The organism is Companilactobacillus muriivasis (assembly GCF_036246245.1).
Taxonomy (GTDB): domain Bacteria; phylum Bacillota; class Bacilli; order Lactobacillales; family Lactobacillaceae; genus Companilactobacillus; species Companilactobacillus muriivasis.
Genome location: NZ_BTTQ01000001.1, coordinates 75,687 through 101,279 on the forward strand (window position 1 = coordinate 75,687; position 25,593 = coordinate 101,279).

22 protein-coding genes and 1 tRNA gene are annotated in these 25,593 nt (G+C 37.1%); 21 read left to right on the plus strand and 2 right to left on the minus strand.

Features of this window, described 5'->3' with window-relative positions; genetic code table 11:
* Positions 1-11 precede the first annotated feature (11 nt).
* From AAA923_RS00480 to AAA923_RS00545, 14 genes are all read left to right on the plus strand, one after another.
* Positions 12-4,400 carry a phage tail tape measure protein gene (locus tag AAA923_RS00480; RefSeq protein WP_338213881.1) on the plus strand — a complete coding sequence of 1,463 codons (4,389 nt, stop codon included), beginning with the start codon at positions 12-14 and terminating at the stop codon, positions 4,398-4,400.
* Between the two features lie 80 nt (positions 4,401-4,480).
* The gene (locus tag AAA923_RS00485; RefSeq protein WP_338213883.1) at positions 4,481-5,338 is read left to right on the plus strand and encodes a phage tail family protein; all 858 of its coding nucleotides are present in this window, start codon (positions 4,481-4,483) and stop codon (positions 5,336-5,338) included.
* Between the two features lie 17 nt (positions 5,339-5,355).
* Positions 5,356-7,539, plus strand: a complete 2,184-nt coding sequence (locus tag AAA923_RS00490) for a phage tail protein (protein ID WP_338213885.1) — start codon at positions 5,356-5,358, stop codon at positions 7,537-7,539.
* Positions 7,539-7,886, plus strand: coding sequence for a hypothetical protein (locus tag AAA923_RS00495; protein ID WP_338213886.1), 348 nt, complete (start codon positions 7,539-7,541; stop codon positions 7,884-7,886). The genes AAA923_RS00490 and AAA923_RS00495 overlap by 1 nt, the downstream gene beginning before the upstream one ends.
* A gap of 4 nt (positions 7,887-7,890) precedes the next feature.
* Complete coding sequence (locus tag AAA923_RS00500) at positions 7,891-8,565, plus strand: hypothetical protein (RefSeq protein WP_338213888.1); 675 nt, start codon at positions 7,891-7,893, stop codon at positions 8,563-8,565.
* A complete protein-coding gene (locus tag AAA923_RS00505) occupies positions 8,565-9,593 on the plus strand; it encodes a BppU family phage baseplate upper protein (protein ID WP_338213890.1) in 1,029 nt (342 codons plus the stop codon). Before AAA923_RS00500 ends, AAA923_RS00505 begins: the two co-directional genes overlap by 1 nt.
* On the plus strand, positions 9,593-9,883 hold the full coding sequence (locus AAA923_RS00510; RefSeq protein ID WP_338213891.1) for a hypothetical protein: 291 nt from the start codon (positions 9,593-9,595) through the stop codon (positions 9,881-9,883). The genes AAA923_RS00505 and AAA923_RS00510 overlap by 1 nt, the downstream gene beginning before the upstream one ends.
* Positions 9,883-11,097, plus strand: coding sequence for a hypothetical protein (locus AAA923_RS00515; protein WP_338213893.1), 1,215 nt, complete (start codon positions 9,883-9,885; stop codon positions 11,095-11,097). The genes AAA923_RS00510 and AAA923_RS00515 overlap by 1 nt, the downstream gene beginning before the upstream one ends.
* Before the next feature lie 13 nt (positions 11,098-11,110).
* Positions 11,111-11,554, plus strand: a complete 444-nt coding sequence (locus AAA923_RS00520; protein WP_338213895.1) for a hypothetical protein — start codon at positions 11,111-11,113, stop codon at positions 11,552-11,554.
* A 2-nt stretch (positions 11,555-11,556) separates the two neighbouring features.
* Complete coding sequence (locus AAA923_RS00525) at positions 11,557-11,688, plus strand: XkdX family protein (protein WP_338213897.1); 132 nt, start codon at positions 11,557-11,559, stop codon at positions 11,686-11,688.
* 28 nt (positions 11,689-11,716) lie between these two features.
* Positions 11,717-12,151, plus strand: coding sequence for a hypothetical protein (locus AAA923_RS00530; RefSeq protein WP_338213899.1), 435 nt, complete (start codon positions 11,717-11,719; stop codon positions 12,149-12,151).
* Entirely contained in the window at positions 12,145-12,459 is a 315-nt protein-coding gene (locus AAA923_RS00535; protein WP_338213901.1) for a hypothetical protein, read from the plus strand. Before AAA923_RS00530 ends, AAA923_RS00535 begins: the two co-directional genes overlap by 7 nt.
* Complete coding sequence (locus tag AAA923_RS00540) at positions 12,456-12,746, plus strand: holin (protein WP_338213903.1); 291 nt, start codon at positions 12,456-12,458, stop codon at positions 12,744-12,746. Before AAA923_RS00535 ends, AAA923_RS00540 begins: the two co-directional genes overlap by 4 nt.
* A complete protein-coding gene (locus AAA923_RS00545) occupies positions 12,743-13,864 on the plus strand; it encodes a GH25 family lysozyme (protein WP_338213904.1) in 1,122 nt (373 codons plus the stop codon). The genes AAA923_RS00540 and AAA923_RS00545 overlap by 4 nt, the downstream gene beginning before the upstream one ends.
* Before the next feature lie 225 nt (positions 13,865-14,089).
* On the opposite strand, the gene AAA923_RS00550 is transcribed toward AAA923_RS00545, so the two are convergent.
* Positions 14,090-14,160 (minus strand) — tRNA-Gly (locus AAA923_RS00550).
* Between the two features lie 165 nt (positions 14,161-14,325).
* On the opposite strand from AAA923_RS00550, the gene AAA923_RS00555 reads away from it, so the two are divergent.
* The 7 genes from AAA923_RS00555 (at position 14,326) to AAA923_RS00585 (ending at position 24,429) form a co-directional block, all read left to right on the plus strand.
* A complete protein-coding gene (locus tag AAA923_RS00555; protein ID WP_041501414.1) occupies positions 14,326-14,808 on the plus strand; it encodes a hypothetical protein in 483 nt (160 codons plus the stop codon).
* 474 nt (positions 14,809-15,282) lie between these two features.
* Entirely contained in the window at positions 15,283-16,512 is a 1,230-nt protein-coding gene (gene arcA, locus AAA923_RS00560; RefSeq protein ID WP_338213907.1) for an arginine deiminase, read from the plus strand.
* A 54-nt stretch (positions 16,513-16,566) separates the two neighbouring features.
* Positions 16,567-17,610, plus strand: coding sequence for an ornithine carbamoyltransferase (gene argF / locus AAA923_RS00565; RefSeq protein ID WP_338213908.1), 1,044 nt, complete (start codon positions 16,567-16,569; stop codon positions 17,608-17,610).
* A 297-nt stretch (positions 17,611-17,907) separates the two neighbouring features.
* On the plus strand, positions 17,908-19,320 hold the full coding sequence (gene arcD / locus AAA923_RS00570; protein WP_338213910.1) for an arginine-ornithine antiporter: 1,413 nt from the start codon (positions 17,908-17,910) through the stop codon (positions 19,318-19,320).
* An 826-nt stretch (positions 19,321-20,146) separates the two neighbouring features.
* Positions 20,147-21,088, plus strand: a complete 942-nt coding sequence (gene arcC / locus AAA923_RS00575) for a carbamate kinase (protein ID WP_338213911.1) — start codon at positions 20,147-20,149, stop codon at positions 21,086-21,088.
* A 713-nt stretch (positions 21,089-21,801) separates the two neighbouring features.
* A complete protein-coding gene (gene argS, locus AAA923_RS00580; RefSeq protein WP_338213912.1) occupies positions 21,802-23,496 on the plus strand; it encodes an arginine--tRNA ligase in 1,695 nt (564 codons plus the stop codon).
* Positions 23,497-23,508: 12 nt separating this feature from the next.
* Positions 23,509-24,429 (plus strand): prenyltransferase, encoded by a 921-nt coding sequence (locus AAA923_RS00585; RefSeq protein ID WP_338213913.1) that lies wholly within the window; start codon positions 23,509-23,511, stop codon positions 24,427-24,429.
* 71 nt (positions 24,430-24,500) lie between these two features.
* Here AAA923_RS00585 and AAA923_RS00590 read toward each other — a convergent pair whose 3' ends face one another.
* Positions 24,501-25,415, minus strand: coding sequence for an RluA family pseudouridine synthase (locus AAA923_RS00590; protein ID WP_338213915.1), 915 nt, complete (start codon positions 25,413-25,415; stop codon positions 24,501-24,503).
* Positions 25,416-25,593 lie beyond the last annotated feature (178 nt).

Genomic DNA, 25,593 nt, shown 5'->3' on the forward strand with positions numbered 1-25,593 from the left:
GTGTCAGTTAAATGGCTAGTAGTGGGCGACCTCTTGGTTCAATGATTATTGAATTGGATATGACTTCAACAAAGTTTGAGGATTCATTGAAATCTATTCAAAATCAATTCCGTTTGGCCAAGAGTGAGATGAAAGCCAATCTATCAGTCTTAGATACAACTGGCACTGCTTATGAGAAGGCAAGTTCTAAAGTTGATGAACTATCTAAGTTGATGGAGGTAAATGAGAAACAAATTTCAGCCTTGAAAGATCGTTACGATACTGCTGTTAAGACAAACGGTGAGTATTCAGATTCAGCAATGAAAGTTGCTAATCAATTAAATAAGGCTGAAGCACAACAGGGACAGTATCAACGTCAACTTGATAATGCCAAGGTAGCGATGAAAGATGCCGAACGTGGGATGGATTCTTATCGTGAAGCACTTCAACGTGTTCAAAAGCAAACTAAGGTTGAGGTTGATAGCCTTCAAGTTCAAGGTAAACAGACTGAAGCCAATTTGGTTAAGTATCGTTCTTTGGGCAAAGAGGTTGATAATTACAGCAAAATCATTGCTTCTGAAAGAGCCAAACTTCAAGATTTAGTTCTGACAAAGGGTGATGATGCTAAAGAAACTCAGAATCAACGTTCTAAGATTGCTGAGTTAAATGCTGAACAGCAAAAATCACAGTTTCAATATGATGAGTTAGGTAAAAAGGTTAGAAACTTTTCTGATGGTCAGGCACAATCAATTGATAGTCTTAATAGGGTTTCCACAAAGTTAAGTGCGATTAGTGGCGGACTGAAGAATGCCGGCTCAGCAATGACCACCAAGTTTACAGTTCCTATAGTTGCTGGTATGGGATATGCAATTAAGAGTGCAACTGATTTTTCATCACAAATCACTAATATCAAGCCTCTTTTGGAGGCCAATGGTGAAGGTGTCAAACAGGTTCGACAGGAAATTGTTGAAATGTCTGATGAATCAAAGAAGTGGGCAACTCAATACGGTATATCTACCACATCAATTAATTCTGGAATGGATGAGTTAGTAAAACGTGGCTATTCGGCAAAGCAGACGATTGGAGCAATGCCTTCGATCCTTAATGCTACAAAGGCATCTGGTGATGATTTTAATTCAGTTATGAAGGTTTCAACTTCAACGTTGGAACAGTTTGGATTGAAATCTAATTCAACTGCAGGGATGCTTAAAAACACTCAACGTGTAACTGATAGTTTGACTTACACTGCTAATGCAACTGCTGCTGGTTTCTCCGATATGGGAGATGCAATGACCTACGTTGGACCAACTGCTCACGCGGCTGGTATTTCATTGGAGCAAACTGCAGCAGCAATCGGTGAAATGTCTAACCAGGGCATCGAGGGTTCAGTTGCCGGTACAGCGCTTAGATCAACGTTGACAAGATTGATGAAACCATCAAAGCAGAATGCTGAAGGTATGAAGGAATTAGGCATCAATGCTGAGGATTTCAAAAATCATGCTCTAACATTGCCACAGATTTTGGATAAAATTAAGACAAATACACAAGGATGGACAAAGGAACAAAAGGCATCAGCAATAGCGATGGCTTTTGGGACTGAAGCCCAAGCTGGTATGAATGCCTTAGTTTCTCAAGGTGGGGATGCTTTATCAGATTTGACGGATAAAACTGAAAAGGCTACTGGTTCAACTAAAAAAATAGCTGATACCATGAATAACACGGCATCAGCTAATATGAGTAAATTTAAGGAATCAATGAACGTCTTGGCCATAACAATAGGTTCAAAGCTTATGCCTACGATTACTCCAATGGTTAAGAAAATAACTGATTTAGTAAAGTCATTTTCGAAGTTGAGTCCTGGTACAAAAGATTTTATTCTCAAAGCTACATTGATAACCGCGGCGTTAGGACCAGTTATGCTGGTCATTAGTCAAATAATTGGCGGTATTTCTAGTTTAATTAGAGCAATCAATGGAATAAGAATGGCTGTTACAGCAGTAAGAGCCTTTCTATCTGGAGGTAGCTTAATAGCAACGGTTCTAACAGGGCCAATTGGAATAGCTATTTTAGCAATTACGGCTTTAATTGCTGCATTTATGTTAGCTTACAATCACATCAAGCCATTCAGGGATGCAGTTAATCAGCTTGGGGTTATCATCAAACAAGTATTCCAAAACATGGTTAAGTGGGTTTCTGATGGATTTAGTGGACTAAACAGTTGGCTAGGTCAAATGCCTGGTAAATTCAAGTCTGCATTCAGTGGAATGACTGCGTGGGGATCACAACTCACATCGGGGCTGAAGAAGGCTTGGAGTGGGGTTACTTCCACAACGTCTAAGTGGGTATCTGATTTTGCCAAAGTTGGTAAGAAGATGCTTGATGCCATAGTTGGAGCTTTAAAAGGATTTGGTAAGTTAGTTGTTTATGCACTAGCATTGCCAGTCGGAATTGCCGTACTGGTAACTAAACCATTAGTACAACCGTTGAAGAATATAATGAAAACTCTTATTGCTGGTATCAAGGCAATCTGGGTTCCTTATAGTACCTGGTTGATTAACTTTTGGAAAAACATATTCCAATCTTGGAAAGTTGTTATTATACAAATTTCTAACTGGTGTCACCAAATCTTTACAGCTTTAGCCAATTGGTTCAAGCAAATCATGTCAAATATATCTAACACTTGGCGTAATTCTTGGACTCAAATTGGTAATTTCTTTAGACCGATTCTTTCGAATATTTCCAGTTTCTTTAGATCAACATTTAATTCATTGAAGAACTTTTTCTCCGGAATAATGAATTCCTTGTCAAATATAACTAGCTCAGTTCTTGGAGCCATCAGCAATATTTGGCATTCATCGATTACTGGGATAAGTAATTTCTTCAAGTCGATTTTTAACGGGATTGTTAACTTTACCAAACCGATAATGAATTCTCTTTCGAACGTTATCTCAAGTTCGCTTAGTGCCATTTCTTCCACCTGGTCAAAAATGTGGCAAAATATGGCTGACTTTTTTGGCAGTATTTGGGGTGGAATCAAAAAAGGCGCTGCAGACGGGATTAATGGCGTAATCGGTGTGATCAATACCGGTGTTGATGCAATTGATTCCGTCTGGAAGTTCTTTACTGGTAAGAAGACATCTGTCCCTCATTTGGGTAAAGTTCACTTCGAACAAGGCGGTGTTGTTGAGCAACATCTATCAGTCATTAATGATGGTAAAGGCTCAAATTGGAAAGAGCTTGTTCAGTTGCCAACGGGTGAGTTGATGATGAGTCAGCAACGTAATTGGACAGGGATGTTACCTGCAGGTTCACGTGTGTATAACGGCGATGAGACCAAAGGTATTATGTCTGCTGCAGGCGTACAACATTATGCTACCGGTGGTATCGTTGGCAAAATTGAAGGTGCCAGCAGTGGCATGATTGATTGGGCAAAAGGCTCACTTGATAATATTAGTTCATGGCTGGGAGACAAGTTTGAGGCTGTTTCTAAGTTCATGGAACATCCAATTGAGAATACTAAGTCATTAATGACTAATGCCGGTAATAAGGTCATGCCTAAAGTTGAAGCTTATGCTGACTTTGCTAAAGGAGCCCTGGACAAAACAGCGTCTAAGGCTGGTGATTGGGTTAAAGAACATATTAGTGGCGTAATGGACAAGATGATGGAATCAATGGGTGGCTCTGGTGGAGCAATGCCAGCAAAATCCTATGGTCCTATGATTCGTGCAGCAGCTGCTTATATGCATCAGAATGTTACTGATTTCAATGTGGATATGATTGAACGTATTATTGGTAACGAGTCTGGCGGTAATCCAAGAGCCATTAATCTAACAGATATTAATGCCCAAGAAGGTCATCCATCAAAAGGTATTCTTCAATACATTGATGCAACCTTCAGAAATTATGCTATGCCAGGCTTTACAGATATTTGGAATCCATTGCATCAATTGATTGCATTGTTCAATGATGCTACATGGCGTACAGACATGGGCATGGGTTACAACGGTAAGTATGGAGAATGGAGAGGTGCAGCTTCAGGACCTTCAGGTCCAAGATTAATGGCAGACGGTGGTTTAATTACTCAAGCAACGAATGCTATTGTCGGTGAAGCTGGTCCCGAAGTTGTTCTACCATTAACAAACCAGACTCGAGCAATGCACATTTTGAGTGAAGCTCAAGCTAGATTCGGTAATAGCAACAGTTCTGCTGGAGTCACGTTTGATTCGAGTGGTCTCGAGCAGAATCAGAAGCAACAAACACTATTAATGCAAATTCAAAATACGATTTTGAGTAAGATTCTTGAGATTTTAAGCAAAGGAAATGGTGGTTCATATGACCAGAGTACACTTAATAAGCTCTATCAAATGATGGACCAACTTGGCTTAAAGGATAGGAAAATTACTAAATATCAGTTAGGATAGGTGATTAATTTGAATGAAGTACGTGGGCCGACTTAAATGTTGGCCATTAATTAAAAATAATAAATCGAGGTGAGATAGTTTTGGGTATTTTAATCAACGGGAGTTATCGAGTTAATACACTTTTGTTAAAACCGGCTAGCGAAGATGAATTTGCAATCCAAGATTATCGTGGGTTACATTTTTTAGATTTGAAGATTAGTTCGCCCCAAACACAAACGACACTTATTAGTAATGCTGGTGTTGATGGACAGTCACAACAAGGACCAATTTTGTACGGGTCTCGAACGGCCACTGCTAATTTCTTTTTGGAAACTGCAGATGAAATAGATTTTGAAATGAAGTGTCATGAACTTTATAACAAGGTTTTCCACCGTCAGTTAATAAGAGTCCGTCAATCGAATGATATTGGTAGATGTTTTTACGGAATTGCTAAACCATTCGATATTACAGCCGTTGGAGTTTTGGATAAGACATTTTCCATTGAGTTTGATATACCCAGTGCTTATTTATACTCGGTTATTCGTAGTAGTGGGTTTCCAGTGGATATTAAAGAAAATCCTTACGTGTTGAGTAACAATATGAACCTTCCGTTTGAGGAGCTCAATTATTGTCAAACTCAAGGTACGTTTAAAATATTCAATCCATCTGATTTTGCTATTCAGCCATACGAACAAAACCATGACTTGAATATCGTATTTAGTGGTAGTGGCAGTCCAACATTGACTAATAATGATACTGGCGATTCGTTTAGTTTTAATAATAATGTTAGTGCTGCGGATAAATTGATTTTGAAAGGTGTGCATCCATTCTTGAATAGTGAACCGTGTGAAATTAATACAAATCATGGTTCTATCAGTTTACAAAAGGGATGGAATAATTTTAGTCTGACTGGCTGGACTGGAACTGTTGCCTTTGATTTTCCATTTATTTATCTATGATTCGTTTACCTAGGATTATGGTTAGTGATCGTGATGGCCAGTACAAAGAAACACTAACCTGTATATCTCGTGAATCCATAAGTAAGAATGAAGAAATTAATCAGACACACCAAATTGATTTCACCGCCAGGAATGATGGTAGCGTTGGTTATCAACTTCTTCAAAATGAAAACTATTTGTACTTTGATGGTCAACAATATCAAATCAAACAAGCGGATAAGGATGATGAAGCATATGACACTAAACGAACAGTTTCGGCTACACATATTTGGTTCGATTGTCAGCACATTTGGCAATACGATAAAATTAAAGGAACGAAGAAATTATCTGCATACGATTTAATGAGTTTTGTGTTTGATCAGAATACTTTAGGCAACCGTGGATTCAGTTGGTCAGTTGAGGATAGTTCAGATACGGCCACCTTCACTGATTATGGTGAGAAGAATGGCATGGATTGTATTAAAGATTGCATTGAGAAATTTAACCTAGTAGTTGTTGCTGACAATAAAAATATTAAGTTAGTTCCAATGGATGATTTTCAGCAAAAAACCAACAAGACTTTCAGATATATTCATGACACGCCTACGTTTAAGGTATCTATTGATACAACTGATTTGCAAAATATTGCTAGAGTTTATGGAAAAACAGATGCCCTTGTAACATCAGTTATTGGTACAGCTATTGGAACAATTAATACAATGGTCGAAGGCGGAGCACCAGTTGTTACGGATCCTGAAAAGCCTACTGATATTGTTCAGTATCTGCCTAATGGGACTAAGTGGGTTATGGATTCAAAAATGACGGCCAATAGTGAGTCCTGGTATAGAGTTTCGACTAACGGTTGGGTCAATGAAAAGTATGTTAGTTTTCAAAAAAATGGTGACATTGCTCCAGAGAATCACATCATTACTGAAGTCTTGGGTCAAGGGACAATTAAGGCTGCAGACGATAAGGAAACAACTGATGGTGATAATACTGATGTACTTCCAATTGGTAATGCCAGTGGGACTATTAGCACTATGGAAACGAGTGGTGCGCCAGTGTTCAGTGAGCCTGGTGGAACAAATATTGTTGACCATTTAAATAGTGGTACTAGTTGGGCGACTACCTCCAAGCAGGTTATTGATGGGACTACTTATTACCGGATTGCACCCAATGAGTGGGTATCAAGCAAATATTTTACATTTGATAAAACTAGGAATGTTAAGCCCGAGGATCACACTATTAAAAGGGTATCTGGCCAAGGAACAATTAAGGCTGAAAAGTCAGCTGGTTCTGATGACGATAAAAAAGATACTGCAGTTTATGTTTATGATTCTCCATTTACTCCACAAAATAAAACAGGTCGGACTTTAGCTGCAGGTAGTCAATGGAAAATCAGTAATGAAGTTTCAGGTGGAGCCCAGGATAAAGGATGGTATCAGATTGGTACTAATGAATGGGTTGATACGGATAGTTTTGATTTTACTAATTCAAGTGATGTCGCTGTTTCGGAAGATGATTCAACGCCAACTGAAGTTACTATTTATGATTCACCATGGAGTGACCATAAGGAAGTTGGCCAGAAGTTACCTAATGGCTCAAGATGGAAAATCAACGGTGAAGTTACTGAAGGTGCAAATGGCAAGACTTGGTATCGGATTGGTGTAAACGAATGGGTTACATCTGATAATTTTGATTTTACTGGTGACACTGATGTTGAGCCAAGTGAGGTTAAGGATAGTGATGATACTGATTCAGAAGATGACCATTCTAAAGATTATTTTCAACCATTTATTGTTCGTGACGAGAAGTCTATTCAAGAATGGGGTGAGTTACCTGGTGAACCAATTACTAATACTGATATTGAAGATCCAGTTGAAATGAGAAAGTATGCTTTATCTCAAATGAAGACAGAGCCTGAGGTTCAGATATCATTAACTTATACTGGTTCAGATGAATTTAAGTTAGGTGACATGGTTTACTGTGATATTCCGGCCGAGAATTTCACAACGTGGGTGACAGTGACGGGTATCAAATTCAATCCATTAAGTTATCAAAGAGTTTATGAATTGAATTTGAACTCAACACCTCAGACACTTGCTGATTATGAGTTGTCGCAAAACAAGTTAATGATGGATGCAAGGCAGAATGCCACTATGTCATTATCTAATGGAGCAATTGCCAATCCGTGGGTATCTATTAAGGTAGGTGAAGTTTAGTGACTGAAATTAGAATGATGGTTGATCCTGTGACTAGAAAATTGTTTTATGCTAAGACAACTGTTTTGGCCATAGATGGATTGGACAAATATTTATCTGATTGGGTCACACCTCCAAGTGACTCTAATAGAAATTACGCAAAATATATCGAAGATTTGAATTTAATTGATAATTCGGGTCTTTTTTATTTTGACCAAGATACAAAAAATAAACCTGCAGGTATCGAAAAGGGATATTTACAGGCTTTTTTCATGGATTCAAAAAATGGAGTAATCGAAGTAGCTACCACTAATAATTATTTTGAAATGGTTGATGGCCAGTTATCTGAAATAAAAGAAAGGAGTTGAGATATTGAATTTACCTAAAGAAGTTATTGAATCAGAGTTTCCTAATCTAAAACTGCAGTCTCCAGATGGAAAAAAAGTTGTGATGACTTTCAAGAATGGCCAAAGCGTTGTAATTGGAACAGAACAGCCCGATGGTACATATGATTCGGAAGTTTATGAGTTTTCAGATGTTAATGATGATGTTGTATTTCCTAAGAGTCCAGAGTTTCCAGACTTTTTGGCCAAGTTAAGTTTGGATAAGTTTGATGGTGTTGCTAATTCGGATGCTAGGGATGATTACAATAATAATGTTAAGCATATTGAGACTACTGTTAATAGCCTAGTTGATTATTCAGTTAATCAAAAGGGATATTTTTCAAAGTTGAAGGATACTCTTAGTGATGTTAAAGGATTTGTTTCGAAGATTATCAGTATTCAAGTATCTAAGTTTATGCATGACAATGTTGAAACCAAATATTATTCAAAAGTAGATGCTGATAAGAAGTTTAAATATTTACAAGACCAAATTGACAACTTGAGCAATGCAATCACATACAAACCAGCACCCGGAGGTGTATTTCCGCCAAGTTATACGGGTGATAAAAATATTGATGTTAACGATAAGATATACGATCCAAACGTTGCTCAAAAAATTGATGAACTAAATAGTTTATATGATGAGAAAGGAGACAATAATTAATGACAGATATTGGAATTCCAACAGAAGACGGAATGGCCGTAACGCCACCATTAATGAATCCATCCAGCCCCAATTACGAAAAATTGAATATGGATATACCGTTAGAACAACCATTGATCTTTTATTTGGATAATTCTAAAGCATATTATTTACCACATGAACAAACTGATGATGAGAGTGTACATTCGCCCCAAGGCGTTGTTAATACTTTGACGAAAGAAAGAATTTTCCAACAAGTCAATATTCGTCAAGGACAATCAGATATGCAAAATATTAATTGTCTCTTTGTTAATCAATCTGGTCCCATTGATATGACAGATACAATTATTCGATTTGCTGGAAATGATGCAGGAAGTTCTGAAATTTCGGATGATGAAAGCTTTAGCAGAACTCAGGCTTCTTTGGGTAGACTGACCTGGAGACCCAGTGCAGTTGTATCGCAGACCGCTGGAAGATTTAAAACAGCTCATTTTGTGATTGAAAATGTTGATAGAACTAAAGTCTTAGCAACATTAGATTTTAGTTTAAATATTATAGCCAATGACGTAGCATATCCGCGAGCATTGGCTTTTTACATGTCTGAATATCAACGTTCGTTATTTCATATTGGTGAAATGCAAAAGGTTGCTGACAAGCAATTAAATTATTTATTGAATTTTGAATCTGCAGTTGTCTCAGATACTTTGGAGCAAATTAGAAATCAAATCAAATTGGAAATTGATGATGTAAATAGTCAATTAGACAGTGCTAAGAAAACTGTTGATGATTACATTAGCAAATCCAAAACTAAGTTAGACACCCTGAACGGCGACATTGATACAGCGCAAACTCGAATGGACAAACTAGAAACACAAATTAACTCGGATGACCTTGTAACAAAAGGCAACATTCTCGGTTCAATGCAATTAGCTTTGGATAGTGGTCAACTGACTATTAACACAGACGATTTAATTCTTGATCATGACGTTTCAGTTCGAATCGATGAGTTAAATCAGTACATAACTGAATCTGAAGGAGGAACTGTTTAATGAATATGCTGACGAAAGTTGCTAATTATGCAGTTAGATTAGTGACAGGTGCTTTTTATTTAAAATCTGATGGGACAAAGGAATATGTTCCAAAAGATGAACATGGATTCTTAAATCTTTCATCTAAGTTTATGACTAAAGATGAATCGGAAACAGCGATATCCGATGTTGTTGATAAGTTAGACACGAGTGATAAATTCGATGATGATAAGATATCTGCTCGAATTGATGAGCTAAATAGTGCCATTGATGATTCGGAAAAGAATAGTACAGAAGAGGTGACTAAATAATGGCAACTAACAAGTTAACCAGAACTGCTAATGTTGCAATCCATTCGGTAATGGCAGCTAAAATTTTAGATAAGGATGGTAATGAGAAAACTATTTTGCCGACTACTAAAGCTAATGTTCTTGATTTGACAGGTATTAGTGGTAACGGTAATTCTGGTGATACTGGTGGCGGAGATAATCCTGATCACCCTGATGCTGGAGCTGATTATTATGCTGGATCGCTTGCTGATGGTGAGATTACTGAACGTTATCTTTTATATCAACGTCATGAGAGCGTTGCAGAAGAACCTACAACACCAAAAACAGTTACTTTATTAAAGGATGTTGGTACAAAATTTAATATGGCTGGAGATGGTGCCACATTATTGTTACATCTTCAAAAAACATTGATGACTGCCGGTGCTAAAGGAACAGTTTCAGATGTTGAATTAAATTATGATACTAATAACGTGGCTAAAGATGGATATTTCACAACAACCTCACCATATCCTATTTATATCAAAGCATCCGATCTAGCTACTAAAAAAACGTTAGCAATTCCAATCAATGGTATTGGTGAAAACCTATCAGGTAAAAATGTCAAAGCCCCTCAACTAAATGTAACTTTTAATGGCAATGGGACTATGACTTTCGAGAGTGCTACCGGTTATGATAATGATGGCAGTTCTGCTGGTGCTACGGGTGCTAACTACGATGTTGTGGTCGATGTGATTGCAACATTCTCTACCCAAAATGCTATTGCACAGATTCCACCTTCAATTAATTTTTTTGCTGGTTCCGCTTGTCATGATGTTGTTCTATCTGGTGCTACTGATTTTTTTGAGAATACTATGAATGGACTACAAATTACATTTGATGACCATTTTCAAGGAAATTCAACAAATATTGACACTAATTGGGGCTATAAGATAGAGTCTTTTGGTATACCACAAGTGTTAAATGTAGATAAAAAATTGTTGATTAACGGATACAAATTAAAACTTAATTCAAAGCGATTTAGTGGATATCAAAAAGGATTAAATAAGAAATGGGGTACCTGGGAAGATACACCAGGAGTAAATAATGTTGGTGTTACTTTACCTGACAGAGATTACTATCTCATTTTTGGTAAAGGTACAATTAATTTTGATACGGGAATTGATATTGTACTGGGAAGCAGTAATAATACTGATTATGTAAAGTTGAATGTTCTAAATATTAAATCTTATAATTAGAGGAGGATAAAGTATGAAAATAGCAATTCAGTTAGACCCCGATAGAAACATTATCGGCACGGTTACAACTAACGAATTTGGTGCAGAACTACAAGTAAAATTATTTAAAGATAAAGGTTGGACATTAGTTGATAATGATCCAACCTTTTTGAGTTCTGAAAGTTATCTTTGGACAGTTCGAGAATCTGACAGCAAGCTTGTTCACATTGCGACAAATATGACTCCTGACGAAGAATCACAACAGAATTTCACAACTTTGACAATGCAAAATTTGGCTACATCAAAAAATGTTAAAGAAGTTCAAAGTGGTGTTACTGCTTTGACTCAAAACCAACTGGCCGATGCTCAAGATAAAATTGATATTAAAAATGGATTGACTGAGGTTACTAAGCAATTAGCAGCAATGCAATTAAAACTAGCAACATTAAATACAACTACAGCAACGGAGGAAAAATAATTATGGTTAATTTACTTAAAATGGAAATTGGTTGGGGAACATTAAAGGTAGAGGACATCGTTAGCTATGTTCCAATCGTTATTTCAGCAAATGATTATAAGACAATTACCGGTAAAGATTACGTAGCAAGCTAGCCTTCGGGCTAGTATACGGGGTGATTAAATGGACAAACCAAATAAATTACCTAAAAGCTTTAAAAGATTATTCTTTTTCAGAATAAATCGAAGTTGGTTTATTAATGGATTAGAGACATTTGCATTGGGCATCACGTTAATGATGTCGAGTCATTTTATTGACCGGCCGCCTGATTTTGTAATGCATATTGATGAGCCTGCTTTTTCAATTCCTGTCATGTTGGTTGGCATCTATGTGGTCATAGCGTCGTTTAATTACCTACATGGAATCAATCAAATATTAGTAACATTTCTGCCACTATTTATTTGGACCTTCTATTTTTTGATGTTTCTATTTCATGATATTGCTATGATGCAAATGCTTGGAATGAATAGATTTAGTCCAGACTTTACTACCATGATTTCGTTCATTATTATTATTAAAATCCTGCTCGAGGCGTTTTGGAGTAGTCCAGATTGGTAGATAATTTTAAATTTGTGATTTCAGCAATCGGTGGAGCATTTGTTACAGGGATTTTTGGATTGTTACTTCAAAAATTGAAGAATAGTGGCAGTAATGAAGGAATCTATGCACAGCAGTTTTTACTAAATGTGGAAAAAATTAATTCTCTGGTTGATGAACGTGCTGACTTGAAAAGTAAAAATTCAAGACTCGAGTCAGAATTAAACAAGGTTAAAACTGACTTGAAAACGCAAAAGAAAGTTACTGATCAATTGACATGTCAAATTGGAGAATTAAATAGGAAAATTAAATCGGAGGAAAATAAATGAGTTTTATTGAGAATTTTAATTTAATCGATGCAACACAATTATTGCTGATTACAGTTCTGGTATATGGGGCAACAAATGCAATTAAAAATACGAAAAAAATACCAATCCAATACATGCCATTTTTGGCAATGTTACTAGGATTGGTATTTTCGTCTCTAATTGCGTTGGTGTTTCATGATGATTTGTACAAGGCAATGATTGCCGGTCTATTAGTTGGTGGCTGGACTAGTGGTTTGTTTGATGGGTTTCAAGCATTCATGGGTGAAAAAGCTGGTGAGAAAGAATGAAAAAGAGATTAGGACTTATTTTAGGCTTGCTGATAGCAAGTCTATTTTTTTGTACCACGAATATTCATGCTGCTAACACTGATATGGTTGATGTATCAAATCACAATGGATATATGACAGTAGCCAATTTTAAGGATATGCGTGATAACTATGGAGTTAAATCAGTAGTTACAAAAATTAGTGAAGGGTCATATTATTCTGACTATACTGCAGCTAATAATATCGCTACTGCTCAAGCTGCTGGACTTTATATTAACGGTTATCATTTTGCTAGATACTCAAATGTATCGGAGGCAATTGCAGAGGCAGACTATGCTGGCCAGTTAGCAAAGTCAGACGGATTACCAATTGGTGCAGTTTTGGTCACCGATGTAGAAGCTCAGCAACAGAACAATTTATCTCAAGCTCAGAATGATACGAATAATAAAGCGTTCATGAATGAGATTCAAAAATATGGTTATAGATCTGATATTTACACAATGAGTTCTTGGGTTGGTAACAAACTTTCAATCAACAAAAATGGTTGGATTGCATCTTATCCATACAATGCTGCAGGTAAGAATTGGTATTCTGGAAATTCAGCATGGCAGTGGGGTTCAACATATAACTTTCAAGGTAGTTATGGAAACTTTGATGTATCTATGTTGTATGACAATTATTATACTGGTGGCCAAAGTCCGTTAGTTGATCCCCAGTCAACAATTAATAATGTTGTTTCGGTCAAAGGTAATACGTATAAGGCGTATGCAACTTTTAATAATGTTGGAAAAGCAAATGATGGAACAAATGTCATTTCAGGAACAGACTGGAAATCTAATTCAATTGTTGTGATTAACGACAAGCCATATTATCAAATTGGTGTTGAGACGTTAATCCCACAATCAAGTACAACTTTTAATCGGACAGTTGTAGTGAACTATCTAAATAATTATGGAGTGCTTGCTTATAATTCAAAGGGACAATCAATTGCTAAATCCAATAAAACTTTTAAAGGTGGTACTATTTGGAAAACTGCTGATAAGCTAGTCAATTTACCAAACATTGGATATGCGTATAAAGTAGCCACTGATGAATACATTCCAATTAATTATTCGCAAGGTTCTGGATTTTCTGGTTAATTTTAAGATTAAAAGAGCCACCACTTACAACTTGTAGGTGGTGGATCTTTTTTTGATTTTATAATTAGCTTATCAAGTGATATGACTGCCCTCGCGCATTATTTTCGTGGCTCCAATATGGCTCCAATAAGTCATAAATATTTATAAAACATAGATATTACAAAGTCCATAAACGCCGGTACAACAACGATTCGGGACACATAACAAAACATAGAAAACCCTATAAGCGAACTACGAGAATCGAACTCGCGACACTAGCTTGGGAAGCTGGTATTTTACCATTAAACTAAGTTCGCATTTCACAACTCTCTTATTATACAATAATTTATTTCAAAAAGATAAAGTTTATTTAAAATTGTGCCGGGAATTTACAATATAAATTGATTTTTGGTTTTCATTACCATAAAATCAGAAGTAATGATAGATTTCTATCAATAAATTGCTTCAAGGAGAAGATTATAATGAAAAAGACATTGGTTACTTTTTTGGCCGCTGTTTCATTAATGGGTGGTTTTGCTACCGTTGCTACTGGTTGTTCTAACACAAACAGTACAAAGCAAGTTGAACAACATTCAGCTAAAAAGATTACAAAATCTGAAATCAAGAACCACGATTACGTTGGTGTAAGTGATGGCAACAAGGATGAGTACCTTACATTCTTTACTGGTAAGGATCACAAGACAGTTCAATTCGTTCGTGTCGCAAAGAATGGTTCAAAGACAGTTATTTCTGACTTTAAGAAATCTAAGTTAGTTATGGATAAGAAAGATCCAAAGAAGTTCAAGATTGACGGTTTCAGAGTTATGAGAGAACCTGATTTTAACAACTGGGTCTTCGTTAAGACAGGCAAGACAACTATTAAAACTCCTGATGGCAAGAAATGGAAACTATACAACGGTACACACAAGCAAGCAGTTAAGGCTGTTCAAAAGAACGGTAAATAATGTAATGTAAGGAGAGGCAAGCAATCGCCTCTCTTTTTTTGTACTCAACTTTCAAATAAGAATAGACTTATAAAACGATAATCTTTTTAATATATAAGAAAAAACTAAGTAAATCCCAATCCATCGCTAGTTTACAAATATAAATTCACTCAGATCATTCAATTTCAGAATTGAATGGTCTTTTTTTGATTCTTTTTTGATTTTTTTATTGCGCAAAATATTATAAATTGGCCGATTTCAGAAAGCACTTACAATATCTTGGCTATCATTTTACCCATTTTAAAAATTTATTTTTGATTAGAAATATTTTAATTAGTTCTATCCCTTGCTAGATATGGAGCCAATCGTGATTCATCGTAAAATTAAAATATATATACCATGAAGTAAAATAGTTATGAAACCGCTTGCAAAAGGTACACCTGTCCGATATAGTAGATGTCGGTAACGGAATTCAAAATTAAGGAGTGATTTTTTATGACAAAACCAATCCATGTTACTTCAGAAATTGGCAAATTAGATGTAGTAATGTTGAAACGTCCCGGACAGGAAGTTGAAAACATTACACCCGACACAATGCCCCGACTATTGTTCGATGACATCCCATATTTACCAATTGCTCAAAAAGAGCATGATAACTTTGCACAAATTTTGAGGGATAACGGCACAGAAGTACTTTATCTTGATGATTTAGCTGCTGAAGCAATCGATGCCGGAAACATCAAAGATGCTTTCGTTGAAAAGATGCTTCGCGAATCTGATTACGCTACTGGCGCAGATCATGACGCATTGAAGGAATTCTTGATGAGTCTTGACACACCAGCTTTAGTTAATCAATTGATGATCGGTGTTCGTAAGAATGACATTGACTTTACCCCGACAGACCTTGTCAGTGCCGCTGAAGACTCAGATTATCCATTCTTCATGGATCCTATGCCAAACCTCTATTTCACTAGAGACCCGGCAGCTTCAATCGGTGAAGGACTAAGTATCAACCATATGACTTTCGCTGCAAGACAACGTGAATCAATGTTTATGGAAGCAATCATTGACCACCACCCACGTTTTGCTGACAAAGGTTTACACGTATGGCGTAACAGAAACCACACACACCGTATCGAAGGTGGAGACGAATTAGTTATTAGTAATCACGTCTTAGCAATTGGTGTTTCTCAAAGAACATCGGCAACTGCTATTCAAGACATTGCTAGAAATCTATTTGCTGAAGGCACATACGATACAGTTGTTGCTATCAAGATTCCACATAACCACGCTATGATGCATTTGGATACTGTATTTACAATGATCAACTACGATCAATTTACAGTTCACCCAGGTATTCTTGGCGAAGGTGGCAAGATTGATACATGGACAATCCATCCTACTAAAGATGGCGACTTAACAATGGAACATAGTCAAGACTTGAAGGGTGTACTAAAGAAAGTACTTAACCTAGATGACCTTGATTTGATTCCAACAGGTAACGGTGATCCAATCATTGCACCTAGAGAGCAATGGAATGATGGTTCTAACACTTTGGCAATCGCACCCGGTGTCGTAGTTACTTATGATAGAAACTACGTATCTAACGAAATCCTTAGACAACACGGCTTGAAAGTTTTGGAGACAGTTTCGAGTGAATTATCACGTGGTCGTGGGGGTCCTCGTTGTATGAGTATGCCATTAGTTCGTGAAGACTTAAAATAGTTTTAATATAATTAGAATAAAGTGATAAACTAATTCTAATACTCACTAGGAGGAATGATTTTGGATTATAAAGGTAAAGAAACTTCAGTATTTCAAGGTAGAAGTCTATTAGCAGAAAAAGACTACACACCAGAAGAATTAGAATATTTAATTGATTTTGGACTACATTTAAAGGCCCTAAAGAAGAAGGGTATTCCTCATCATTATCTAGAAGGCAAGAACATCGCATTGTTATTCGAAAAGAATTCAACACGTACGCGTTCAGCTTTCACAACTGCAGCTATTGATTTAGGCGCACATCCAGAATTCTTAGGATCAAACGACATTCAACTTGGTAGCAAGGAAAGTGTTGAAGATACAGGTCGTGTACTTGGTAGTATGTTCGACGGTATCGAATTCCGTGGATTCTCACAAAAGACTGTTGAAGGGCTTGCTAAATTCTCAGGTGTTCCTGTATGGAATGGTTTGACAGATGAATGGCACCCAACACAAATGCTTGCCGATTTCATGACAATGAAAGAAACATTTGGCGATATCAAGGGTAAAACTTTGACATTCGTTGGTGATGGCCGTAACAACATGGCTAACAGTTTCTTAGTTACAGGTTCAATGTTGGGTGTAAACATCCATATCGTTGCTCCTAAGGAATTGTTCCCAGACCAAAGTGTTATCGACACTGCTAAAGCATATGCTGACAAGTCAGGCAGCAAGTTCATGATCACTGACAACATTGAAGAAGGTGTTAAAGGCACTAACGTTATCTATACTGACGTATGGGTATCAATGGGTGAAGAAGATCAATGGGACGAAAGAATTAAATTACTCAAACCATATCAAGTAAACATGGATATGATCAAGAAGACAGGTCAACCAGATGACCAAATCATCTTCATGCACTGTCTACCTGCTTTCCATGATACAAATACAAAGTATGGACAAGACATTAAGGCTAAATATGGTCTAAATGAGATGGAAGTAACAGACGAAGTCTTCAGAAGCAAATATGCACGTCAATTTGAAGAAGCTGAAAACAGAATGCACTCCATTAAAGCCATTATGGCAGCAACTCTAGGTAACTTGTTCATCCCTAAGGTTTAATCAGTTATTGGAGAAGGGCTAATCGTAATGGTTTGCCCTTTTTTCATTCTGAATTTTTAATAAAGGAAACGTGTAGTGCTAGTTAAATATCCCGTCTACAGAGCTGGAAAATGTTCATTAGCTGTGCAGACTACTTTCACGGCATACAAATATTCTCCAACTCTTCCGACTAATTAATAGAATGTAAAAATATTAAAATCCCTTAATATTCAGCCAACGTTAGGTACTGAAATACTGTTGATATGAATGTTCATAATAAATTATCAACTAGCACTATGCGCTAAAGGAATGATTAGTATGGAAGAAAAGAAGGGTCTATCACTAGGAGCTCTGACAGCGGCCGTTGTTACGAGTTCCATTGGCTCAGGTGTATTTACCTTAACGAGCTCACTTGCAAAAGGAGCTGCCCCTGGTCCAGTTTTACTAGCATGGTTAGTGGTTGGATTCGGTATCATGATGTTGGCTTTGTCGCTGAATAACTTGTTACTGAAACAACCTGAATCAGAAGGAATCCAAGCTTATGCACAAGCTGGATTCGGCAACTTTGCTGGCTTTGTCAGCGGATGGGGGTATTGGTTAAGTGCATGGCTCGGAAATGTGGCCTTTGCGACTGTATTGATGAGTTCGTTAGGTTATTTCTTCCCGGTCTTTAAAGGTGGACAAAACATTCCGTCGGTAATCTTCGCGAGTATCGTTTCCTGGACGTTGACCTTTATTGTTAATCGCGGTGTTGAATCAGCTGCAGCAATGAATACAGTCATTACTATTTGTAAGTTGATTCCACTGTTTGCATTTATTGTAATAGGTATCTTTGTTTTCAAAGGCGGCGTTTTCACAGCTCACTTCTGGTCGAATGTGGCCTCAGGAGTAGCCGGAAATACTAGTGTCAGTGGACAGTTTAGATCTTGTTTGATGATTATGATGTGGGTTTTCGTAGGCGTCGAAGGAGCGAGTATGTTGTCATCACGTGCTCAAGATAAAAATGATGCCGGAAAAGCTACAATCATCGGAATTATCAGTTTATTAGTTATTTATGTTTTAGCATCAGTTTTGCCATATGGTTACTTGTCACAAAGCGAGTTAGCTCGAATCGATCAACCAGCCATGCTTTATATTTTCCAAGAAATGGTCGGAAAATGGGGCGGCGTTTTCATCGGCGTTGGTTTAGTGGTTGCAATCGTTGGAGCTTGGTTGTCATGGACAATGCTGCCAGCAGATACGACAATGTTGATGGCTGAAGAAAAACTCTTGCCAGTTTCATTTGGTAAAAAAAATAAAAATGGTGCACCAACCTTTTCATTGGTGTTAACAGCTTCATTGATTCAAGTTTTCTTAGTTGTTCTATTGTTCTCGAAAGAAGCTTATAATTTTGCACTTTCACTATGTACGGCAGCTATCGTCGTTTGCTATATCTTTGTTGGGTTATACCAAATCAAATTTTCACTCCAAAATAAAGATATGAAACAACTTTGGATAGGAATCTTCGCTGCTGCTTTTCAAGTTATCGCAATTGTCTTAGCAGGACTACATTTCTTAATGTTAGTTTGTATCGGTTATCTTCCCGGAATTTACTTCTACTATCGAGCTAAGAAAGATTACAACTTAGATGGTGGAAAGTTAACTAAAGCAGAAATATTTTGGTCAATCTTGATCGTGGCTTTTGCAATTATAAGTATTTTCATGGTCGCAACTGGAGCAATTAAAATCTAGGATGCCGTCTCCAGAGCTGGGAAATATTCTTTCCACGGCACACAAATATTTCCCAGCTCTTCCGACTAGATAATCGGTAATAAATGAATGTAAAAGTATACAAATTTGTTTATATTCAGACAATTCTGGATGACTAAATACGATTACTTCAATACACTCCAAAATTTAATACAAGCTGATATCTACGGTCAGCTTGTTGAGCAAAAATGAATTATTGGTGGGTTTAAAGTTCATCAAAGTTAAAAAATAAGCCAGATGTATTAGAATATTGCCCCGATAATATTCTGCAGACAAATGGCGCAATGGGTGCTAATCTCTTAGCAATTTATTCACTGATTGAACCTGGTGTCCATATCACTGGCGTTTACTTAAGTTATCAACAACTCTACGATATCCCGAGATCATAAGGAGCTGAAGTTAACTTCTAGAAATTACGTGAAGAAAAGAATTGGTATTCATATATTAAATGATTAAAAAATGATTTATAAGATAATAAAAGTATTTTTATCAACAATGTTAACAATCCGACCAGAACAATTTTGGATAGGAAGTTTCTGGAGCGGACTATTTTAGACAATTTAGCTTATTTCAAAGACTGGTTGGGGAAAACTCCTAAGGTCAGTTGTATTTTTTCAAATGGTGTGTCGACGTCATTTGTTAAATTAGAAGCTAAGAAATCGAGCTTAGAATTTTGTCTAGATTTATTAAAAGATACTGAGGTTAGGTTACTGTGCACCGCACACACTTACCAAAGGTTTAGAAGTTTTAGGAGCATGTTTACAAGACAATTAAAAACAAATTCGCTTATTCTGAGGAGAAAACGATTATGACAAAAGAACGTATTGTGGTTGCTTTAGGTGGTAACGCTATTTTAAGTACAGATGCAAGTGCATCAGCTCAACAGGCTGCTGTTAAGAAGACTTGCGAATCACTAGTTGAATTCGTTAAGAGTGACAAAGACTTGATTATTACTCATGGTAATGGTCCTCAAGTTGGTAACTTGTTATTGCAACAAGCTGCTGCTGAAAGTGTAAAGAACCCAGCTTTGCCACTTGATACATGTGGTGCTATGACTGAGGGAAGTATCGGTTATTGGTTCCAAAATTCAATGAAAGAAGTCATGCTTAAGAATGATATTGACAAGCAAGTTGTGACTTTGATTACTCAAACAATTGTTGACAAAGATGATCCAGCTTTCAAAGATCCAACAAAGCCAATTGGACCATTTTATACAGAAGATGAAGTTCCAGGCCTTCAAGCAGATCATCCGGATTGGACAATTGTCGAAGATGCTGGCCGTGGCTACCGCCGTGTAGTTCCATCACCAAAGCCAGTTGAAATCAACGAATATCCAGCAATTGAAGCAATTTCAAAAGCTGGCGTAATTCCTATCGTTGCCGGTGGTGGCGGCATTCCAGTAGTGAAAGACGGCGACCGTTTAGTAGGTAAAGAAGCCGTGATTGATAAAGATTTTGGTGCTTCAAAGATTGCGCAATTAGTAGACGCTGATCAATTGATTATTTTAACTTCCGTGGGGGGAGTGTTCTATAATTTCGGTAAACCAGATCAAGAAGAAATTTTTGATGTTAGTGCCGATGATATTCAAAAGCATATTGATAATGACGAATTTGCTAAAGGTAGTATGATGCCTAAAGTTCAAGCAGCCGTTGCCTTCGTTAAAGCAACAGGCAAGCCAGCCGTTATCGGTGCATTGGATGATGTTAAAGAAATTATTGCAGGAAATAAAGGAACAGTTATTCACAAATAATAATTTGTAAGCCGTCTCCAGAGCTGGGAGCATTCATCTGCTGCGCGGCACGGTCCGAGCCAGAAAGCGGTCTCGAACCTCGGTTGAAGCCCTGCAAAACCGGCAGGTCTCCAACACGTCCGGTGGTGTAATTGCTAAAGCAATAACGCCACTTTCGCGGCCGATGAATGCTCCCAGCTCTTCCAACTAATCTGTTTTTGTGGGTGATAAAATGTTCATATTTGATTTTCGTTTTTCAACTTTTAGTTGAGTATAAAAATATTCAGAATTTTGATATATAATTAAAGATTCATTTTTCTTCCTTCAGAAAATAAGATATAAATATTTGAATCGTAATTAATATGAATTATTCAAGATTTGGAAAATTAAAAGCAGATAACGTTCGTGTCACAACGAAAGAGTCGGAAGGACAGAGAATATTCTCTGTCCTGGAGACGGCAAATATTTAAAAATTATTATTGTTATTGATGGCTTTATATGCTATCATACTTGTGCAAAAGAGGGATTAATTGATTGTGAGATTTAAAGCGAGGCTAAGCTTTGGTGAGAGTTAGCTATTTCGAAGATCAAGTCGCACCCGTCTTAATAAAATTAAATAATTCAATTAATGAGTGGATATTAATCAATTAGAGTGGTACCGCGGGAAATCTCGTCTCTTTCAATGAACAACTGTTTATTGAGAGAGGCGTTTTTTTTATCTAAAGGAGGAAAATATGGATTTTAAACAACAAGTAGTAGATACACTAGTTAAGGTTTTACCAGAAGACATTACAGAGGAACAAGTTTCAAACTTGATCGAGAAGCCTAAGACTTCAGATCTTGGTGACTATGCCTTCCCAACATTTATCTTGGCAAAGACATTGCACAAAGCACCTAACATGATTGCTGAGGATTTGGTTGGCAAAATCGATACAACTGGCTTTGAAAAAGTTGTAAACACTGGTGCCTACATCAATTTCTTCTTAGATAAAGCAGCTTTCTCAGACAACGTTTTACATGAAGTTCTAACAGAAAAAGATGAATATGGTAATGCTGATGAGGGTAAAGGACGTAACGTTCCTATCGATATGTCATCACCTAATATTGCTAAACCAATGTCAATGGGACACCTACGTTCAACTGTTATCGGTAACTCAATTGCTAAAATTATTTCTAAATTAAACTACCAACCAGTTAAAATCAATCACTTGGGTGACTGGGGAACTCAATTTGGTAAGTTGATCGTTGGTTACAAGATGTGGGGTTCTGAAGCTGAAGTTGAAGCTGACCCAATCAATAACCTTTTGAAGTATTATGTTCGTTTCCACAAGGAAGCAGAAGATAAGCCAGAACTTGACGACGAAGCTCGTGCTTGGTTCAAGAAGATGGAAGATGGCGACAAAGAAGCTCTAGCACTTTGGTCATGGTTCAAGGAACTTTCATTGAAGGAATTCCAAACAATCTACGATCGTCTTGATGTTCAATTTGATCACTTTACTGGTGAATCATTCTATAACGACAAGATGGATGCTATCGTTAATACACTTGAAGAAAAAGGCCTTCTAAAGGAAAGTCGTGGTGCTGAAATCGTTGACTTGTCAGAATACGACCTTTCACCAGCTTTGATTAAGAAGACTGATGGTGCAACGCTTTATATCACTCGTGACTTGGCTGCTGCTAAGTACCGTAAAGATACTTTCGACTTTGTTAAATCACTTTATGTTGTTGGTAGCGAACAAGCAGAACACTTTACTAAGTTAAAGATTGTTTTGAAGAAGATGGGTTACGACTGGTCAGACGATATTGACTACATCCCATTTGGTTTGATCACAACAGGTGGTAAGAAGCTTTCAACACGTAAAGGTAACGTTATCTTGCTTGACGACGTTCTAAACGATGCTGTTAACCTTGCTAAGAAACAAATCGAAGAAAAGAACCCAGACCTTAAGAACAAAGATGCCGTTGCTGAAGCAGTTGGTGTTGGTGCGGTTGTCTTCCATGATTTGAAGAATGATCGTCGTGATAGTTTCGACTTTAACCTTGAAGAAGTTGTTCGTTTTGAAGGTGAAACTGGTCCTTATGTTCAATATACAAATGCTCGTGCATTAAGTATTTTGAGAAAAGCTGGCGATGTTGATTACAGCGATGCCAAAGACTTAGCTGTTACAGCTCCAGAAGCTTGGGATACTATCAAGTTACTTCAAAGTTTCCCTAGCGTTGTAGAACGTGCTGCTAAGGATTACGAACCATCAGTTATTGCTAAGTATGTTTTGAAGCTTGCTAAGAGTTTCAACCAATACTATGCACACAGTAAGATTTTGGCTGATGACGAAGGCTTGAAGGCTAGACTTGCATTAGTTAAGTCAGTTTCAATTGTTCTACAAATGTCATTAGGACTATTAGGTGTTAAAGCTCCAGAAGAAATGTAGGGTGAATCAGTTTTGGATAGAAGACTTTTTAGCGAACTATCAGAAATAAAAACAACCACACTAGATTTAGCATGGTTGTTACTGGCAATAGGTTTTTCTTATCTGAATTATGAAACTTTCAATTTCTTCTATGGACTTTTGGGTTTCGTCGTTGTGTTCTTTATTCATTTATTTATTAACTTCCATAATAATTATATGGATTACAAGAATTCAACTAATGAAGAGTATCGTGAAAAGATTAGTACCATTGGTATTAATCGCGAATCATTGGCAATAGTCAGAAAATGGATGTACGGTTTGGCCATTTTTCCATTAATTATTGGGGCCTATCTAGTATATAAAACTGGTTGGATTACATTGGCGATCGGGGTCGCTGGAGTCTTAATCGGTTTATTATACTCAGCAGGTCCTAAGCCGCTGAACTCAACAATGTTTGGGGAAGCAGCGGTGGCTATTGCCATTAGCCAGCTAGTTCCAATGGCCTACTCCTATCTAGGGCTAATCGGAACAGCTAAGTTTGATTCTAGTACTGCCATTTCGGTAATCATAATCTGTTTGCCCAATACATTCGCATTCTTCTGTGCGGAGTTGAGCAATGGGACTTGTGATCTAGAAGCAGACATAAAAAATGGTCGCCATACATTGGTTAGTAAAGTAGGAAAAGCCAATGCATTAAGTTTGTTCAAAGCTAGTTGGTCCTTAGCCTTCCTGCTAGTTCCAATTTTAGCTATTTTAAAAGTAGTGCCTTACATTACACTGTTAATCGTGCTGCTTTATCCAAGTATTTGGGACGACATTCGTCCTTATCTGAAGGAACAAGTTAAAACAATGACGTATCCTTTAGTAATCAAAGCTGTAAGCAAATTCTCTGTAACATATATTTTATTAATTGCTGTCGGGGCAGTTATTAAACTAGTTATGGAAATGATTTAATTACAGCCGTCTCAGAAAAAGTCAAAAAATCACTCCTAAAACTTCTTTCTGAATATAAAAGAAGAGCTCACCTAATTGTCGGGATTAGGTGAGCTTTTTGGTTGCTTTAAATCAGCACATATTAAATTATACATATTTTCGGGTAATTTTGCTTGAATAATTTTAGGTTTTCCCGTAAAAGGTTGGCTAAATGTCAATTTATGGGCAAATAATAGTAACATTCCCGCCTTTTTATGCGGGTTATAAAGAACATCATTCACGATTGGCCAATGATTATGTGCCAAGTGGACACGTAATTGATGAGTTCGACCGGTCAATAAATTTAATCTTAAGAGTGCAAAATCAGCATTTTTCTCAATAACTTGATAGTTAGTCGTGGCGTTCAAGCCATCAGTTGTGACCATACGTTTACGAACATCATCTGGATCTTGACCAATCGGTTGATCAATTGTTCCAGAATCATTAATTGGAGCATCCAGATTTATCAAGGCCAAATATTCACGATGCAACGTTTTATTACTCAATTGGCGATTGAAAATAGGAACTAAATAAGGAGTTTTACTGATTAGAACTAAGCCAGATGTTTCCATATCAATTCTGTGAACCATGTAGGGATGTCCATCCTTAAGATAAGTTTCAACATCATTCATTAAAGAGTCATCCTCAGTGGATAAGTTGGGATGAGTTTTCTTACCAGAAGCCTTATTGACGACAATAATATCGGCATCCTCATAAACAACATCGACAGGGTCATGCCCAGGCAAGTAGTGCTGTTCAGTCCGTGGTGGAAAGTTAAAGTTCAAAGTAATGACATCCTGATCTTGGACAATTGTGTTAAAAGAGTGGTACTGCCCGTTGATTAAAACATCTTCTTGAACCCGAAAGAAGTGCTGCCATTTTTTAGGAATCAGCCATTTTTTCAAGAGTTCCCGAATGGACAATTCTTCATTGTTTTCACGGTGATACTTTATAATTTTTTGATACATTTTAAAACTCCTTAGTTAATTGAAGGATGACGTTTCCAGAGCTGAGAGTATTCATCTGCTGCGCGGCACGGTCCGAGCCAAAGGGCGGTCTCGAACCTCGGTTGAAGCCCTGCAAAACCGGCAGGTCTCCAACACGTCCGGTGGTGTAATGGCTAAAGCCATAACGCCACTTTCGCGG